The sequence below is a fragment of the Savagea serpentis genome, from assembly GCF_015351395.1.
GTDB lineage: Bacteria > Bacillota > Bacilli > Bacillales_A > Planococcaceae > Savagea > Savagea serpentis.
In genome coordinates this window covers 842,263-856,979 of the sequence record NZ_JADKPV010000001.1, presented here as the reverse complement: position 1 = coordinate 856,979, position 14,717 = coordinate 842,263, and the positions used below count along the sequence as shown (strand labels likewise).

At 41.4% G+C, this 14,717-nt stretch carries 21 protein-coding genes; 11 read left to right on the top strand and 10 right to left on the bottom strand.

Going from position 1 to position 14,717, the window contains the following annotated elements; all coding sequences use genetic code 11:
- Nucleotides 1–236: 236 nt before the first annotated feature.
- The 5 genes from IRY55_RS04395 to IRY55_RS04375 all read left to right on the top strand — a co-directional run bounded on the left by IRY55_RS04395 (nucleotide 237) and on the right by IRY55_RS04375 (nucleotide 5,223).
- Complete coding sequence (locus IRY55_RS04395) at nucleotides 237–1,436, top strand: CaiB/BaiF CoA transferase family protein (RefSeq protein WP_194562027.1); 1,200 nt, start codon at nucleotides 237–239, stop codon at nucleotides 1,434–1,436.
- Nucleotides 1,437–2,348: a hydroxymethylglutaryl-CoA lyase gene (locus IRY55_RS04390; RefSeq protein ID WP_194562026.1), complete on the top strand. Its 912-nt coding sequence runs from the start codon at nucleotides 1,437–1,439 to the stop codon at nucleotides 2,346–2,348.
- Nucleotides 2,345–3,388, top strand: a complete 1,044-nt coding sequence (locus IRY55_RS04385) for a TRAP transporter substrate-binding protein (RefSeq protein ID WP_194562025.1) — start codon at nucleotides 2,345–2,347, stop codon at nucleotides 3,386–3,388. The genes IRY55_RS04390 and IRY55_RS04385 overlap by 4 nt, the downstream gene beginning before the upstream one ends.
- A gap of 66 nt (nucleotides 3,389–3,454) precedes the next feature.
- Nucleotides 3,455–3,952, top strand: a complete 498-nt coding sequence (locus IRY55_RS04380) for a TRAP transporter small permease (protein WP_194562024.1) — start codon at nucleotides 3,455–3,457, stop codon at nucleotides 3,950–3,952.
- A complete protein-coding gene (locus IRY55_RS04375) occupies nucleotides 3,949–5,223 on the top strand; it encodes a TRAP transporter large permease (protein ID WP_194562023.1) in 1,275 nt (424 codons plus the stop codon). Before IRY55_RS04380 ends, IRY55_RS04375 begins: the two co-directional genes overlap by 4 nt.
- 67 nt (nucleotides 5,224–5,290) lie before the next feature.
- Here the strand turns inward: IRY55_RS04375 and IRY55_RS04370 are convergent, their stop codons facing one another.
- Nucleotides 5,291–5,923: a Yip1 family protein gene (locus tag IRY55_RS04370; RefSeq protein ID WP_194562022.1), complete on the bottom strand. Its 633-nt coding sequence runs from the start codon at nucleotides 5,921–5,923 to the stop codon at nucleotides 5,291–5,293.
- Nucleotides 5,924–6,091: 168 nt separating this feature from the next.
- On the opposite strand from IRY55_RS04370, the gene IRY55_RS04365 reads away from it, so the two are divergent.
- Nucleotides 6,092–6,946, top strand: a complete 855-nt coding sequence (locus IRY55_RS04365; RefSeq protein ID WP_194562021.1) for a DMT family transporter — start codon at nucleotides 6,092–6,094, stop codon at nucleotides 6,944–6,946.
- A gap of 302 nt (nucleotides 6,947–7,248) precedes the next feature.
- Here IRY55_RS04365 and IRY55_RS04360 read toward each other — a convergent pair whose 3' ends face one another.
- The 3 genes from IRY55_RS04360 to IRY55_RS04350 form a co-directional block, all read right to left on the bottom strand.
- Nucleotides 7,249–8,250, bottom strand: coding sequence for an acyltransferase family protein (locus IRY55_RS04360; RefSeq protein WP_194562020.1), 1,002 nt, complete (start codon nucleotides 8,248–8,250; stop codon nucleotides 7,249–7,251).
- A gap of 116 nt (nucleotides 8,251–8,366) precedes the next feature.
- Nucleotides 8,367–9,542: a toxic anion resistance protein gene (locus IRY55_RS04355; protein ID WP_194562019.1), complete on the bottom strand. Its 1,176-nt coding sequence runs from the start codon at nucleotides 9,540–9,542 to the stop codon at nucleotides 8,367–8,369.
- Nucleotides 9,539–10,186: a 5-bromo-4-chloroindolyl phosphate hydrolysis family protein gene (locus tag IRY55_RS04350; protein WP_194562018.1), complete on the bottom strand. Its 648-nt coding sequence runs from the start codon at nucleotides 10,184–10,186 to the stop codon at nucleotides 9,539–9,541. Before IRY55_RS04350 ends, IRY55_RS04355 begins: the two co-directional genes overlap by 4 nt.
- Nucleotides 10,187–10,380: 194 nt before the next feature.
- On the opposite strand from IRY55_RS04350, the gene IRY55_RS04345 reads away from it, so the two are divergent.
- From IRY55_RS04345 to IRY55_RS04325, 5 genes are all read left to right on the top strand, one after another.
- Entirely contained in the window at nucleotides 10,381–10,680 is a 300-nt protein-coding gene (locus IRY55_RS04345) for a DUF1033 family protein (protein ID WP_194562017.1), read from the top strand.
- A gap of 213 nt (nucleotides 10,681–10,893) precedes the next feature.
- Entirely contained in the window at nucleotides 10,894–11,094 is a 201-nt protein-coding gene (locus IRY55_RS04340) for a cold-shock protein (RefSeq protein WP_194562016.1), read from the top strand.
- A gap of 110 nt (nucleotides 11,095–11,204) precedes the next feature.
- Nucleotides 11,205–11,360, top strand: a complete 156-nt coding sequence (locus tag IRY55_RS04335; RefSeq protein WP_194562015.1) for a hypothetical protein — start codon at nucleotides 11,205–11,207, stop codon at nucleotides 11,358–11,360.
- Between the two features lie 2 nt (nucleotides 11,361–11,362).
- A complete protein-coding gene (locus tag IRY55_RS04330; RefSeq protein WP_194562014.1) occupies nucleotides 11,363–11,992 on the top strand; it encodes a GNAT family N-acetyltransferase in 630 nt (209 codons plus the stop codon).
- Nucleotides 11,993–12,000: 8 nt separating this feature from the next.
- A complete protein-coding gene (locus IRY55_RS04325) occupies nucleotides 12,001–12,174 on the top strand; it encodes a hypothetical protein (protein ID WP_194562013.1) in 174 nt (57 codons plus the stop codon).
- Between the two features lie 14 nt (nucleotides 12,175–12,188).
- Here IRY55_RS04325 and IRY55_RS04320 read toward each other — a convergent pair whose 3' ends face one another.
- From IRY55_RS04320 to IRY55_RS04295, 6 genes are all read right to left on the bottom strand, one after another.
- Nucleotides 12,189–12,581: a PaaI family thioesterase gene (locus IRY55_RS04320; protein ID WP_194562012.1), complete on the bottom strand. Its 393-nt coding sequence runs from the start codon at nucleotides 12,579–12,581 to the stop codon at nucleotides 12,189–12,191.
- Entirely contained in the window at nucleotides 12,578–13,123 is a 546-nt protein-coding gene (locus IRY55_RS04315; RefSeq protein ID WP_194562011.1) for an LOG family protein, read from the bottom strand. The genes IRY55_RS04320 and IRY55_RS04315 overlap by 4 nt, the downstream gene beginning before the upstream one ends.
- 10 nt (nucleotides 13,124–13,133) lie before the next feature.
- The gene (locus IRY55_RS04310) at nucleotides 13,134–13,484 is read right to left on the bottom strand and encodes a hypothetical protein (RefSeq protein ID WP_194562010.1); all 351 of its coding nucleotides are present in this window, start codon (nucleotides 13,482–13,484) and stop codon (nucleotides 13,134–13,136) included.
- Nucleotides 13,468–13,905 carry a hypothetical protein gene (locus IRY55_RS04305; protein ID WP_194562009.1) on the bottom strand — a complete coding sequence of 146 codons (438 nt, stop codon included), beginning with the start codon at nucleotides 13,903–13,905 and terminating at the stop codon, nucleotides 13,468–13,470. The genes IRY55_RS04310 and IRY55_RS04305 overlap by 17 nt, the downstream gene beginning before the upstream one ends.
- Nucleotides 13,902–14,105, bottom strand: coding sequence for a helix-turn-helix transcriptional regulator (locus tag IRY55_RS04300; RefSeq protein WP_328799615.1), 204 nt, complete (start codon nucleotides 14,103–14,105; stop codon nucleotides 13,902–13,904). The genes IRY55_RS04305 and IRY55_RS04300 overlap by 4 nt, the downstream gene beginning before the upstream one ends.
- 90 nt (nucleotides 14,106–14,195) lie before the next feature.
- Entirely contained in the window at nucleotides 14,196–14,636 is a 441-nt protein-coding gene (locus IRY55_RS04295; RefSeq protein WP_194562008.1) for an RrF2 family transcriptional regulator, read from the bottom strand.
- Nucleotides 14,637–14,717 lie beyond the last annotated feature (81 nt).

Genomic DNA, 14,717 nt, shown 5'->3' with positions numbered 1-14,717 from the left:
TAATTTAGTCATATCAGAAAAGATATGTGACTTATTTTTACAAAGGAATTTATGGAATAAAAAGCGTTGATATATAAGGGAAAATGAAAATATTAATCGTTTTCTATCCAATCTATTCCATTTAAAAAATAACAGAAAAACTGTTGTTGACTTTACTATTCGCATAATTTATTATAGTCACTATGTTCAGAAAATTTAGATAGAACGTAAGAGACAATGTTAGGGGGAGAAGCGGCATGAATGATCAACCGCTGAAAGGCATTACGATAATTGAGTTAGGAAATTTAGTAGCAGCTCCTTTTGCTGGGAAAATTTTTTCGGAGTTTGGAGCGACCGTCATTAAAGTAGAGCAACCGAAGACGGGAGATCCACTTCGGAATTGGCGTGTCATGCATGAAGATACTTCCGTTTGGTGGCATGTGCAAAGTCGCAATAAAAAATCAGTCACTGTGAATTTACGCGAAGAAGAAGGACAACAAATTATCCGCGATCTCGTAGCAAAAAGCGACGTCGTGTTAGAAAATTTCAAGCCTGGAACGATGGAGCGTTGGAATTTAGGTTATGAAGATTTAAAAAGAGTTAATCCATCCATCGTTTTAACGCGCATCTCAGGGTATGGACAAACAGGTCCTTATCGTGAAAAACCAGGATTCGGTAGTGTAGCAGAAGCGATGGGCGGATTACGTTATTTAACAGGCTATCCAGATCGTCCTCCAGTCCGTGTCGGTGTCGCAATTGGCGATATGATTGCAGGATTGTATGCGGTCGTCGGGACAATGTTCGCTCTCCGTGCTCGAGACATTCATCCAGAAAAGCTTGGCCAAGAAGTCGACGTTGCGTTGTATGAAACGGTATTCTCGTTATTAGAAGGGATGCTTCCTGAATATGACTTAACGAATATTGTACGAGAACGTACAGGCAGTACATTACCAGGAATTGCGCCTTCTAATACGTACTTATGTAGTGATGGCAAGTACGTCGTGATCGGAGGAAATGGAGATCAAATCTTCAAACGCCTCATGGTAGCCATTGGACGCCCTGACTTCGCAGAAAAATCAGAATATTCGACAAACCAAGGGCGTGCAGATGATGTGGAGACGATTGATGAAGCGATTGAAGCATGGACGAAGCAACATACTTTAGAAGAAGTGCAACATTTGTTAGATGAAGTGAGTGTACCCGTCGGCCCGATTTATAGCATCGCAGATATTATGAAAGATCCGCATTATATTGCGCGCGAGATGTTGCAAAAAGTGGAATTAACGAGCGGCGAACAGTTAACCGTGCCGGGCATCGTTCCGAAATTATCGCGGACACCAGGGTCATTAGATGCGACAGGCCCTCGATTAGGGGAACATAATGATGAAATTTATGAAGAGTTTTTAAACTTTACGTTAGAAGATTATAAACAATTAAAAGAGCGAGGCATCATTTAAATGACAGCAGTAGAAATCATTGACGTAAGCCCGAGAGATGGACTGCAAATTGATTCACGAATCGCATCGGTGGATGAAAAAGTGACATTAATTGAACGATTAGCGCAGTCTGGCTTACGTCGTATTGAAGTGACGAGTTTCGTTCATCCCAAATTCGTCCCGCAAATGGCCGATGCGACAGAAGTGCTCGCACGTGTGACGCAAATTCCAAATTTGCAAACGATTGCACTCGTCCCGAATTTAAAAGGATACGAACGCGCGAGGCAGACTGAAGTTTCGGAAGTGAACTGGGTAAGTGCAGCGACAGAGACATTCAATGCTAAAAATATCGGACAAACGAAAGATGAAAACTTTCACCAATTTCAACAAATGCTCCGCCTAGCAAAAGAAGACGGGAAGCGTACAGCGTTTTCGATTGCGGTATCCTTCGGTTGTCCGTATGAAGGCGAAACAGATCCGCAAGCAGTTCTTGACTTGGCGGAGCGGGTTCTCGCAACAGACGTTGACCGATTAATGATTGCCGATACGATCGGGATTGCGATTCCGACGCAAATTGAAGCACTCATGCCCGAACTCGTTGAAATGACAGAGAAAGCTGGAAAAGAATTATCTTTACACCTTCATGATACGCGGGGATTTGGGGTTGCGAATGCGTATGAAGCGTACCGCATCGGTGTGCGTTCATTTGAAGCTTCTGCGAGCGGTATCGGTGGATGTCCATTTGCACCAGGAGCAGCAGGTAATATTGCAACGGAAGATCTTGCCTATTTGTTTGAGCGTATGCAAGTTGATACTGGATTGCAGATGGACCGTTTAATCGAAGCGGCGAACGTAGCTGCTTCTTTATCAACGAAAACACCATTAGGAAAAATGAGAGAGATTTATAATCGAGAAAAGGGGAATGACCAATGAAAAAAATGTGGCAATGGGCATTGATGCTCGTACTCGCAATGGTATTAGCAGCATGTGGCGGGGGAGATAAGCCGAAAGAAGAAACAGGGAAAGAAGAAAGCAAAGGGGAGTCTGACGGCTATGAAGAAGCACGCATTCGACTCGCGTACAACTTACCACAAGATCATCATATTTCTGTAGGGATTGAAAACTTCGCGAAAGAAGTGAAAGAACGTTCTGACGGTAAAGTGAACATTCAAGTGTATCCAGCAGGACAATTATTGAGCGATAAAGATATGAACCAATCGATTTTATCAGGTGGTGTAGAAATGGGGATGAACTCTTCTACATTATGGGCTTCGACTGTACCAGCGATGGGCATTTTCGACGTACCTTACGTATTCAATAACTACGCGACAGTGGGTGAGTTATTACAAGGTGAGTTTGGAGACATTTTACGTAAAGAGATGGAAGCAAAAGGCGCATATCCTTTAATTTTCGCAGACTACGGATATATGCAGTTCGCGAACAATAAACATCCTTTAAAATCGCCAGATGACTTCAAAGGCTTAAAGATTCGAAGCATCGGGGATTTACCATCCGAATTAATTCAAGCATATGGTGCTTCACCTGTCTTTATGGGAGGCGGCGAAGTGTACATGGCTTTGCAACGTAAAACAGTAGACGGTGCAACGAGTGGTACGACAGCGATGTTGCAACGAAAATACGAAGAAGTAACAGATTATTTAACGATTAATAATTATGCATACCTCGAATTTTTACTTGCGGTAAACGGCGATTTTTGGAACGGCTTACCTGAAAAGACACGTCAATTACTGACGGAAGTAGCAGCCGAAACAGAAACGTGGATTCGTGAACAAGCGGAGAAAGAAGATGCAGACTCTGCGAAACAATTAGAAGAAAAAGGGATGGACGTTTACGTCGTGCCAGACGAAGAATTGCAACAATGGATTGATGCATCTGCACCTGTACGAGACGTCTTCGTACAAACAGCAGGAGAAGTCGGACAAAAATTGTTAGATTTATCCGACCAACAATAATCGAGCAACGGCATGTAGCAATCGCTGCATGTCCGTTCGCTTTTCATAGAGGAAGGAGAATAGAATGTGAAAAAAGTGTATCAATTATTTGATCAATTATTGTATATTGGCGCCTACCTTGCTGGAATTTTAATTTTATTGACGACGATTATGACATTTTATGAAGTCGTTTCACGTTCGTTCTTCCATCAGCCAACGTCTTGGGCAACAGAATTATCCATCTATGCTATTATCGGAAGTTGTTTTTTAGGAAGTGCTTACGCGGTTCGCACGTATTCACATATTACGGTCGATTTGCTTGTGAACAATGTCAGTCCGAAAATGAAAGTCGTTTTAGCTTATGTGACGAATAGTTTAGGCCTTATTTTTAGTTTAATTTTTACATTATATAGTTTTTACCACGTTCAAAAAACGTATGAGCTCGGTGTAACGTCCGCTTCTTTATTGCGTATTCCGATGTACATACCGGAGTCGTTTCTCGTCGCAGGGGGCGCTTTATTAATTATTGCGTTTACCCTACAATTAATCGACGGTGGGGAACATGAAGGAGGCGAGCATTTATGAATTTCTTCTTCACAGGTGGGTTAACATTATTGCTCATTTTAGGGTTACCTGTCGCCTTCACTCTCAGTTTGCTTGCGGTAGCTGGCATGTATTTCTTTGATGGAGGAACATTTGCCTTTGCACAAATTCCAATCATCTCCTATAAATCATTGGATGATTTTTCATTGACAGCTTTGCCGATGTACGTCCTGATGAGTCAAGTGCTCGTCATTAGTGGTGTCGGTCGTGATTTGTACGATATGGCAAGCTCATGGTTCCGCCATTTACCCGGAGGACTTGCGATTGCGACGATTTTCGTCTGTACGGTATTCTCCGCAATTTCAGGCTCTAGTGTAGCAACTGCGGTAACAGTCGGTTCTGTAGCATTGCCTGAAATGGTTCGCCGTGGTTATGAAAAGCGTCACGTGCTCGGATTACTCGCAGCAGGAGGAACGCTCGGTATTTTAATTCCACCGAGTATTCCGATGATCATTTATGGATCCGTAACAGGGGAATCAGTCGGTAAATTATTTATTGCGGGTATCGTACCTGGTATTATTTTAACATTATCATTCATGGCTTTCTCGGCTTTCCAAACGCGTCACATTCGCGATGAAAAAGCAACATGGAAAGAACGCATGCAAGCTTCTCGTAAAGCGATTTGGGGATTGATTTTACCAGTCGTCATTATCGGTGGTATTTATAACGGGACATTCACACCGACGGAAGCCGCGGCAGTTGGGGTTGTTATTAGCTTCGTCATTGCGATTTTCGTCTACCGTACGATTAATTTAGCAACGATGAAAGAGATTTTACTCGCAACGGTGAAGACGAACGCGATGATTTTATTCATCATTGTCGGTGCGATGTTGCTCGGATATATTTTGACAATTTTACAAATTCCACAAGATATCGTCAATTACGCAACAGGCTTAGACATTTCACCTTGGGTTATTTTCATCTTTATTAATATCGCGCTTTTAGTGCTCGGAATGTTTTTAGAAACGGTTTCGATTTTAGTCATTACATTGCCGATCTTATATCCGATTGTCATCGCATTAGGATTCGATCCGATTTGGTTTGCGATCATTATGGTCGTTAATATGGAGCTTGCCCTCATTTCTCCGCCAGTCGGCTTAAATTTATTCGTACTAAAAGGATTGGACAAAGAAAATACCATTAGTGAAATCGTAAAAGGCGTCGTTCCGTACGCTGCGATTATGGTTATTTTTATCGTCATCTTGTCAATTTTCCCAGAAATTGCGACAGGCTTAATTGACAATGTCGATTAAATGAAAGTAAAAAAATGTATGAAAGGAAGAAGTATTTCCATTTCATACATTTTTTAATTGTGAATCATTAGCTCGCCATAATGAAAAATAATGGGATGAGTAAGAGTAAAATAAAAAAGACGATGATGACAGTGACAATAATGGACGGTAATACGACCGTGAAGAAGGCACGCCATCCAGAGAGATTGTGGACGACTCGCATTCCTTGAACGAGAACGACAAAGGACCAAATGTAAGAGATGACCATGATTAATGAACTGAAACCGAGGACCAAATCTTGTGTTGGTGTATTGAATTCAGGATTTTGGAACAATTGACTTCCCATTACTATGCTAATGACGATCGCTAAAATCGCTCCAGGAATGATGGAAGGTAACGCGGCGAAGCCAATCGTGCGCAATGTGTCGCGGTAGGATCCTGTCCCTTTCATCATGCGAGCAAATAGCATGTAAAGTCCTGCGCTAATGGCCGCCCCGACGAGACTAAAAATAGGTGTAACGATTAAAATGACGAACCAAATCCATCCAGAAGCGATGAAATTTTGCATATCTTCATCCGGCATAGCGAAGTTGAAAAATGCGCCGATGACGGAACCGAGCATAATAAGAATGAGAGTAGTACTTAAAGTCGTTTCATCGAGCAAACGGCGAATCGTCGCACGTGGTTGAAACCAAATCGTACGTAATGCATTCGATAACATAATATCTTCCTCCTTTCTTTTCTAATACCTCATTATCATCTCATACAAACATTCGCACTGTAAACAAATAATGGGAATTTTCATAAGAGAGCATACAATGCTCTTAAAGAGGGAAAATATGATATATTAAAGAGCGCAAGGTGAATTGACAGGCATGGGAGGATTTTTGTGAACAATATTATGAAAGGAATTTTACTGATGATTATTTCGTCCATCGGTTTCGCTGCGATGACGGTATTTGTTAAATTATCAGGAGAATTACCTTCGATACAAAAAACATTTTTCCGAAACTTAATTTCGGCGATCATCGCTTTTTTCTTCGTGATGTATTATAAAGAATCGTTATTCGGAAAGCGCGAAAATCAAGTCGTTTTATTGTGGCGTTCGATTTTCGGGACATTAGGCATTATCTTTTTATTTTATGCGATCGATCATTTAGTATTGTCCGATGCGGATATGTTAAATAAATTAAGTCCGTTTTTAGTCATCATTTTTTCAGCGATCTTTTTGAAAGAAACAGTGCAACGATTCCAAATTGCGACGATTGTCATCGCATTTATCGGAATGTTGTTCATCATTAAGCCGTCGTTTTCCGTCGACTTTATGCCGTATCTCGTCGGTGTGATGTCGGCCGTATTCGCAGCTGCAGCATATACATTGTTGCGCGTGCTCGGGAATCGGGAGAAGTTTTATACCGTCGTCTTTTACTTTTCATTTTTCTCGACAGTCGTATTGTTGCCGTTCCTCATTATTTTTTATGAGCCGATGACAACACAGCAACTCGTCTACTTATTGCTAGCAGGTGTATTTGCGACGGTCGGGCAATTTGGCATTACGCTCGCATACAAATACGCACCGGCTCGTGACATTTCGATATTTTCTTATTCGACGGTGCTCTTTACGACGATCATGAGCTTTATGATTTTCGGGCAAGGGCCAGATATTTACAGCATCATCGGATACATTATTATTTTAAGCGCGATGACGTATATGTTTTTACAAGGGCGGAAAGCGACAGTATAAATGAAACCGACAACGCAATGTTGTCGGTTTTTTTAGGTTGTTTTGTATGTTAAATTAAGCTTCTACTGTTGCGTCTTTATTTTTCTTTTTCACCATCGCATTCCACGCTTCAATCATTAAGAACACACAGAGGACGAGCAGTAAAAAGGCTGCGATTGCTCTAACATTTAGTTCGAGCTTTGATACATATACTAGATGAATTTATAAAATCGGTAATTTTGATAAAATAGTAATATTACTTCTGAGTTCAATTAGGTAGTAATCGATCATTTTAAGCCGGATAAATTATTCCATTAGGTCGTTCAATTTTGATTCGCTTCACGATTTTTCCATAAAGTGGTTCGCAGTTCAATCATTGGTTGTGTTAACATGCGGACAGGTTGGCTTGATAATACGAGAACGAGTATCGCTGCAATGAGCGCAAGCGCGAATAAGTCAATCGTCGCATCGACTGTAAAGAAGTCGTTTGCGCGCGCATATTGAATGAAAAATCCGTGCAATAAATAGACGTACAATGTTCGCTCACCTAGCACTGTCCCACGCCACTCTTTCGTCGGAATGAGTGCAAGTACGCTCATCGTCATGACAGCCGCAACACTATACACGACGAGGCGCCATAACGCACCGGTTTCGGAAGCGCCAAGTGTTTCATAAGACTTTGACGCAAGCAACCATCCCGTATCAATTTCAGGTCCGTAATAGATGAAAAAGAATGCAATGATTAAAATGAATATCGCTCCTATACGAACGAGGGGACGTTGCAATTTGTCGAAATGTTCTTTCGTCAAAAAGTATCCGGCTAAAAAGAAAGGGAAGAAGACGAATGTGCGAGATAAACTGAATGCATGTCCAATATCCGCATTGTAACCGACGACGAGTCCAATGACGACTGCAATCGGTAAACCGACATAAGCTGGAAAGCGGCGGAACACGGTCAACAGTAAATGCCAGCTGAATAAGCTAAGTAAAAACCAGAGCGACCAGTGTGGCACAAACATATTGTCGGTCGCCCAATTATTTTTCCCAATCCAAAAATAGTAGCCGGTGTAGGCGATTTGGAAAATGAGATAGGGCACGATCAATTGTTTGAATAATTTCCACACGTCGCGCAATGAATGCATTCCTTTTGCAAAAAATCCCGATAATAAAATAAAAGCAGGCATATGAAATGTATAAATCCATGTATAAATCGCGGAGATGCCTGTCGTTTTTGATGTGAATGGTTGAATTAAATGCCCGAAGACGACGAGAAAAATGAATAACACTTTCGCGTTGTCAATATAGGCGTAACGTTTTGTCGTCATGAAAATCACCCTTTATAAATGATTACTTCCTAATTACCCTCTATTTTGCTCTTTTACACATTACAATTGGGTAACAAAAAACCCTCACCGTAGAAGGTAAGGGTTAGTTGAGAATGCTATGGACGCTGTTCGCTCTGTTCATAGACGTTTAAAAGACGTTGTTTTAATTCGCCTTCCATACGTGCGATTTCAATTTCGACTTCTTGACGTTTCGCACGGCCTTCTTGCTGGATCGTAAGCGTTTCTTCAATCGTCGTAATTAAGTTTTCTTGCGTCTGTTTCAATGTTTCAATTTCGACTAAACCACGTTCGTTTTCACGAGCGGTTTCAATCGTATTTTGTTTCAACATTTCAGAGTTTTTTAACAACAGATCGTTCGTCGTTTTCGTGACGAGCTTTTGAGATTCAACCGCTTGTTGTTGGCGATTTAACGTAAGTGCAATCGCAATTTGATTTTTCCAAAGCGGAATCGCCGTCATAATGGAAGACTGAATTTTCTCCGCAAGCGTTTGGTTCGTCTGTTGAATCATGCGAATTTGAGGCGCACTTTGAATTGTAATTTGACGCGATAATTGTAAATCATGTAATCGTTTTTCAAGGCGATCGACGTATTGAAGCATGTCGTTCATCTCTTGAACTTCCATCTGGTCTTGTGACGCTTCGGCTTTCGCACGGAGTTGTGGAATGACTTCGTTCATAATTTCATCGCGTTTTAATTCTGCTGCTGCGATATAAATATTGAGCGCTTGGAAGTATGATTTGTTTTGTTCATACAATTGATCTAAGTTTTGAACGTCTTTCAGTAATCCTGCTTTATTATGTTCTAATTGGACGCTAATTTTATCGATTTGCGTGCCGAGTTTTTGATATTTTGACATCATTTCGTTGATTGAGCCTTTTGCTTTGCTGAACATCTTGCCGAAAAATCCTTTTTTTTGCGGGGATAATTCATCAGGGTCGAGTGTTGATAATTTGCCCATTAATTCGTTTAAGACATCCCCGATTGGTCCGATATCATTTGCTTGTACGTGATTGAGCATCGAGTTTGAGAATCGTGTCAATTCATTTTGAGCGTTCGCTCCGTATGTGATGATCGCTTCGTTATTGCCGACCGGAATTTGTGCCGCGATTTGCTGTGCTTTTTTCTGTTCTTCTTCGCTTAAGCGCTCGAGCATCGTCGTTGGACGTTCTTCAGTTACTTCAGGCACATGAGGCTGCGCTGGTTGTGGGTCAAGCTCAAATGGATTTTCTAATAAGTCGTCTAATGATTTTGGTTCGTTGTGGTTTGTCATTTCGTATCCTCCTCAGGCGGTTTCGGTAAGTGTTGTCGGTGTGCGACGTCGATGTAATCGAGTTCGATTTTTAATTGTTCGACATCGGTGGACACCGCGCGTTTTAAATCGGATTCGAGCAATTCTTTCACCGTCGTTAATTTTTCTTTCGTCGCAATGAGTGCATGTTTAATTTCAGCATCTTGCAACGGTTGGTTGGATAGCATCGTATATTTGGATGTAATGTCGACAGCGGATTCTAAGTGTGCATAGAAAAAGCTATCGACATAATAAAATTTGCGCGGATTTTTTTCTACGATTTGGATGATGCGTTTGGCGAGTTGGTTTAACTCATGGAGTTGTCGAAATGAATGAACATTACGCACTTGCGCATAGCTCGTATTTAATTCACGTAATTTCGCACGCGCTTGATCGAGCTGATCGACGATGGCGCGATATTCTCCACGAGAAAGGCCGAATCGCTTGGCGGTACTTGAGATTTGAACTTGTTTCGAAATGAATAAAGTGCCGGCATAGGCTCCGATTAAGGCGCCGGTCGCACCGAGGAATCCGACATTTGTATTGAACAATAAGTAAAACCATGTCGTGAAACTAATCGGTAAGGCGAGTAAATGCCGCACGAAAAAATGTTTAATTCGATTCATAGTAAATGGCCTCCTCTAGAAAACTTCTAACTCTACTACGTAATCGAGGGCTAAAAGGTTCCATTCTTACTTATGTATTATACATGAAACGCTTGAAAAAATCGGCTTTTCGCTTTGCAGTAAGCAAGAAAAACCCATGCTATTTTAAAATATGCTAAACTATGGGTAAATCAGGTAGGAAGGAGACGGTACGATTGTTTGAAATCATTTATATGAAAGCGGACTATGAGCCGTGGTGGATGTTTGACGATTGGGAAGACTGGGTAGAATCGAAGCAGGCGTATCGCTCTTTAGAAGAAGCGACTGCACAATTTCATAACATTATCGAAGAATGGCAACAAAAACATGAGTTTTTTGAAGTGAGAAAAGGGTGCTTTGCCGCGTTTTGGACGAAGGCAGAACAGTGCTTCTGTGACCATTGCGACGATGATTTACAAATGTTTCACGGCTTCATTTTAATGCAGGAAGGTAAACCGATTGTAAAGGAATGTTAATATTCAAATCATTCGGTAAATAGTTTGACAATTTAATCTGTTATGGTATATTAAAGGTAATAAAGACAGGAACTTGATACATCTTCACCGAAATTGACGTATTCACATATTACAAAAAGTGATCGGCTTTAGCGGTACTTTTTGTAATATGTGAATTTTTCTTTTTTCGACAAGTTCATGTATTTATTAGTAAAATTTTGGAGGTTTGTTCACATGAAACAAGGTAAAGTAAAATGGTTTAACTCAGAAAAAGGCTTCGGATTCATCGCTGTTGAAGGCGAAGACGACGTATTCGTACACTTCTCAGCAATCCAAGGCGACGGATTCAAAACTTTAGAAGACGACCAAGAGGTTGAATTCGAAGTTGTTGAAGGCGAGCGCGGATTACAAGCAGCAAACGTTGTAAAATTATAATATTTGCGAATTCAACATCTCCCACCTATGAAAATAGGTGGGAGATGTTTTTTTATTTCTTCTCTTTTCCTTTCCTTTCATGGTACGATTGTAGGAAAGGAGCGATTATGATGGAACAACGTGAACAGACAGAACAAAAAGAACAGCAAGAACAAGTTTTTTTATGTGAAGATTGTGGCTATCCGCATCGCGGAACAAAGCCGCCAATCTACTGTGTGAAATGCGAGAGCGATGCACCAGAAGACGCTTGTTGGACGGGGGTGTGACGATGGAGATAGAGTTTCAGCTATTGACGAGTGAGCATATGTCGACCATTTTACATATTCAAGAAGAAGCATTGCGTGTTGTGGAGCGAGAAGGGCAGTTGCAACCGCTAAGTGAAGCGGAATATCGCTTTATATTAGACGAGGGGCGCGGCATGATGTTAGGAGCATTTTTACAAAGCGAACTCATCGCCTTTCGTGCTTTATTACATCCATTTGTCGATGAGGCACATCTTGGACAGTATGTTCGATTGCCAAAAGAAGTATGGCCTCATATGTACTATAGTGAGATTACGATCGTTCATCCCGATGCGCGTGGCAAAAGTTTACAAAAGCGTTTAGGAGAACGATTGATGTCGCTTTGTGAAGCGGAGCATATTGCGGCGACTGTCGCACCAGACAATATTCCGAGCATCCTTGATAAGTTTCACCTCGGATTTCAATTATATGCTTTAGAGCAAGTATATGGTGACCACTGGCGTTACGTTTTTCGTCGTGACCGACAATCACCGGTTTTTTCAGAGAAATGTACAATCGCAAAAGAAGAGGAAGAAAAGCAAAGGCAACGGTTTGCGGATGGTTGGATCGGTACGTCTTACAATCGTTTGACAAATGAATTGTGCTTGGAGAGGTAGAGTGTGATATGTCGAACATATTAAAATTTTTAATCGTATTTGGTGGAGCGTTAGCAATTGTCCTCATCTTTATGGTATTGCGTTCACCTGCGACAATGCTTATTGCAACGAGTGCTCCGATTGTCGCGTTCATCTGTTTTTACTTTTGGACGAATGGGAATCCGACGAATAAACAAAAATAACAGCGAAGTCGCTGTTATTTTTTTGTGCGAAAAGTCGCGGTATAATAGGCAAGCATATCGCCCGATTCATTATACAGTTCCCCTTGTAGGAGGGAAGTGCTGCGCATTTCTTTGATGACGCTCGCTTTTGCGATAATCGTTTCTTCGATGGCGGGTCTTAAAAAATTGCTCACCATTTGAATCGTCGTCGCATCATTCGCCCCACGTGCTAAGACGAGCATACCCATTGCTGTATCCATAATGGACATGTAGACACCCCCATGAACGGTTTGTTGTGTATTGTTCAGTTGTTTGCGAAACGGCAAGCGAATGACCGCTTCTTCACGTGTACAACGAACATATTCAAATCCGAAAAAACTCCAAAAATCACTTTTCGTAAATCGTTCGATGATTTCTTGTTCTATCATTGCATATTCTCCTTTATTCGCTCGATCAGTCGCTCGCTTGTATTTTCAATGATGAGTTGTGAACGCTCGGGTCCAGATAAAAAGCCGTTTTCTTCCATCGTTTCGAGAAATTGAATGAGTCCATCATAAAATCCATTCGTATTGAGTAAGCCGATCGGTTTTTGATGCAAGCCAATTTTCGCCCATGTGACGACTTCGAACCATTCCTCCATCGTACCGGGTCCTCCAGGCATCGCGATGAAGCCATCCGCAAGATCAATCATTTGTTGTTTTCGCTCATGCATTGAGTTTGTTTCAATCACTTTCGTTATGTGATGGGCGGTAATTTCGCGTGCAATGAGCACTTCGGGCATGACGCCAATGACTTCGCCACCTGTCTCCATGACCGCATTCGCAATTTCACCCATTAATCCAACTGTTGCACCTCCGTAGACGAGTCCGAGCTTTTCGTTTGCTAAAGTCGTGCCGAGCATTTTCGCTTCTTGTTTAAAAATCGGTTTCGCACCATCACGAGAACCGCAATAGACTGCTATTCTTTTCATATTGATTCTCCTATTCTTTTGCGTATAGTACGAGGTCGCTAAAATATAACTGACAAACCGTATCGATTGAAACGGCTTCGTCGAAAGGAAAGTAGCGACTATACACTTCCGTCCATAACGGAATGTCGTCGAATTTATCCGAATCAAAAATATCGAGCAAGGCGACGACTTCCCATTGTACATTTTCTCCAAATGTATTCATATAAGCTTCTTCTTGCAATTTTTTTGCGAGCTCGTGAAAAATTTCTTCATACGTACTGCCTTGGCACTCTCCGATAATGATGCTGTGCTCATACGTATGAGCGATTCGGTCTGCCGGTTGACGTTTCGACATTTTTAACACGCTATATGATTGTTTCATCGGCATGCTCCATATGAGAAAAAGTGAGTTGATACGTCAAGCCTGTTAAAAAAGGCAAGAAGCCGAATATGAATAAAATGCCATTCATCGGAAGAAGGGGGGTGAGCATAAGTGCGAAAAAGATATAGAGCGTCGTCACTTGCATCGCGTACATTCCCGCTCGCTCTGTCAGTTGTCGTTCTCGTTCGTCACGCGCTAACAATTCGGGGAAGAAAAATAACTGTAAGCTCGGTCGTAAATAGACAGGTTGAAGCCAATATTTTTTAATGAATAGGTGGATTCCCCAAAAAAGCAAGGTGAACGTATATGTAGCGATTTTTCCAGATAGTGACCCGTTCGCTCCTTCATTGAGTCCGATCGCAAAAAAGGGAATAATCAAAAGGATAAAGATGCGTAAGCGAAAAACAGTTTGTCTCGTCATAAAGAGCTCTCCTTTTTAAAAAAGATTTGTTCAATCGGTAATTCGAATAGTTCCGCAATATTCATGGCGAGTAAAAGAGAAGGGATGTAAGAGCCTTTTTCTAAGGCGACGATCGTTTGGCGTGTGACATGAATGCGATCGGCAAGTTGTTGTTGCGTCATATTGTGCAGTACCCTCAATTGCTTCACTCGATTATCCACTTCGTTGCCTCCTTATAAAAGTTAAGTCAACTTGACATCATGTAAAGTGTACCATACATTGAATTGTTTGAAAATAGAAAAAACGACGAATCAAGTCGATTCATCGTTTAATAGTGGTTTCAACATGTCTTCGTTTTCGATGACATCTTGTAACGTATATTGGTCAAGTACTTGAATGAAAGCTTGCAGCGCTTGGCCGAGCATCCCTTTTAGACGACATTGCGGAGAGACGACACATAAATTGTTTTCCGAAAAACATTCGACAAGATGAAAATCATCTTCCGTTTTGCGGACGACTTGTCCGATATTAATGTCTTTCGGATCGATATGAAGCCGAATGCCTCCTCCTCGACCTCGAATCGTTTCGATATAACCGAGCAAGCCGAGTTGATGAGTCACTTTCATTAAATGGTTTTTAGAAATATTGTAAGCATCCGCAATATCTTGAATCGTGCTTAACCGATCTTTCGGTTGCAGCGCCAAATACATGAGGGTGCGGAGCGAGTAATCTGTATACATCGTTAATCTCATAGGATTTCACCTCTTTCTCTATCATAGCGAAACCGATTGTAAAAGTGAACATTTTGTAAACATGTACATAATATATATCTT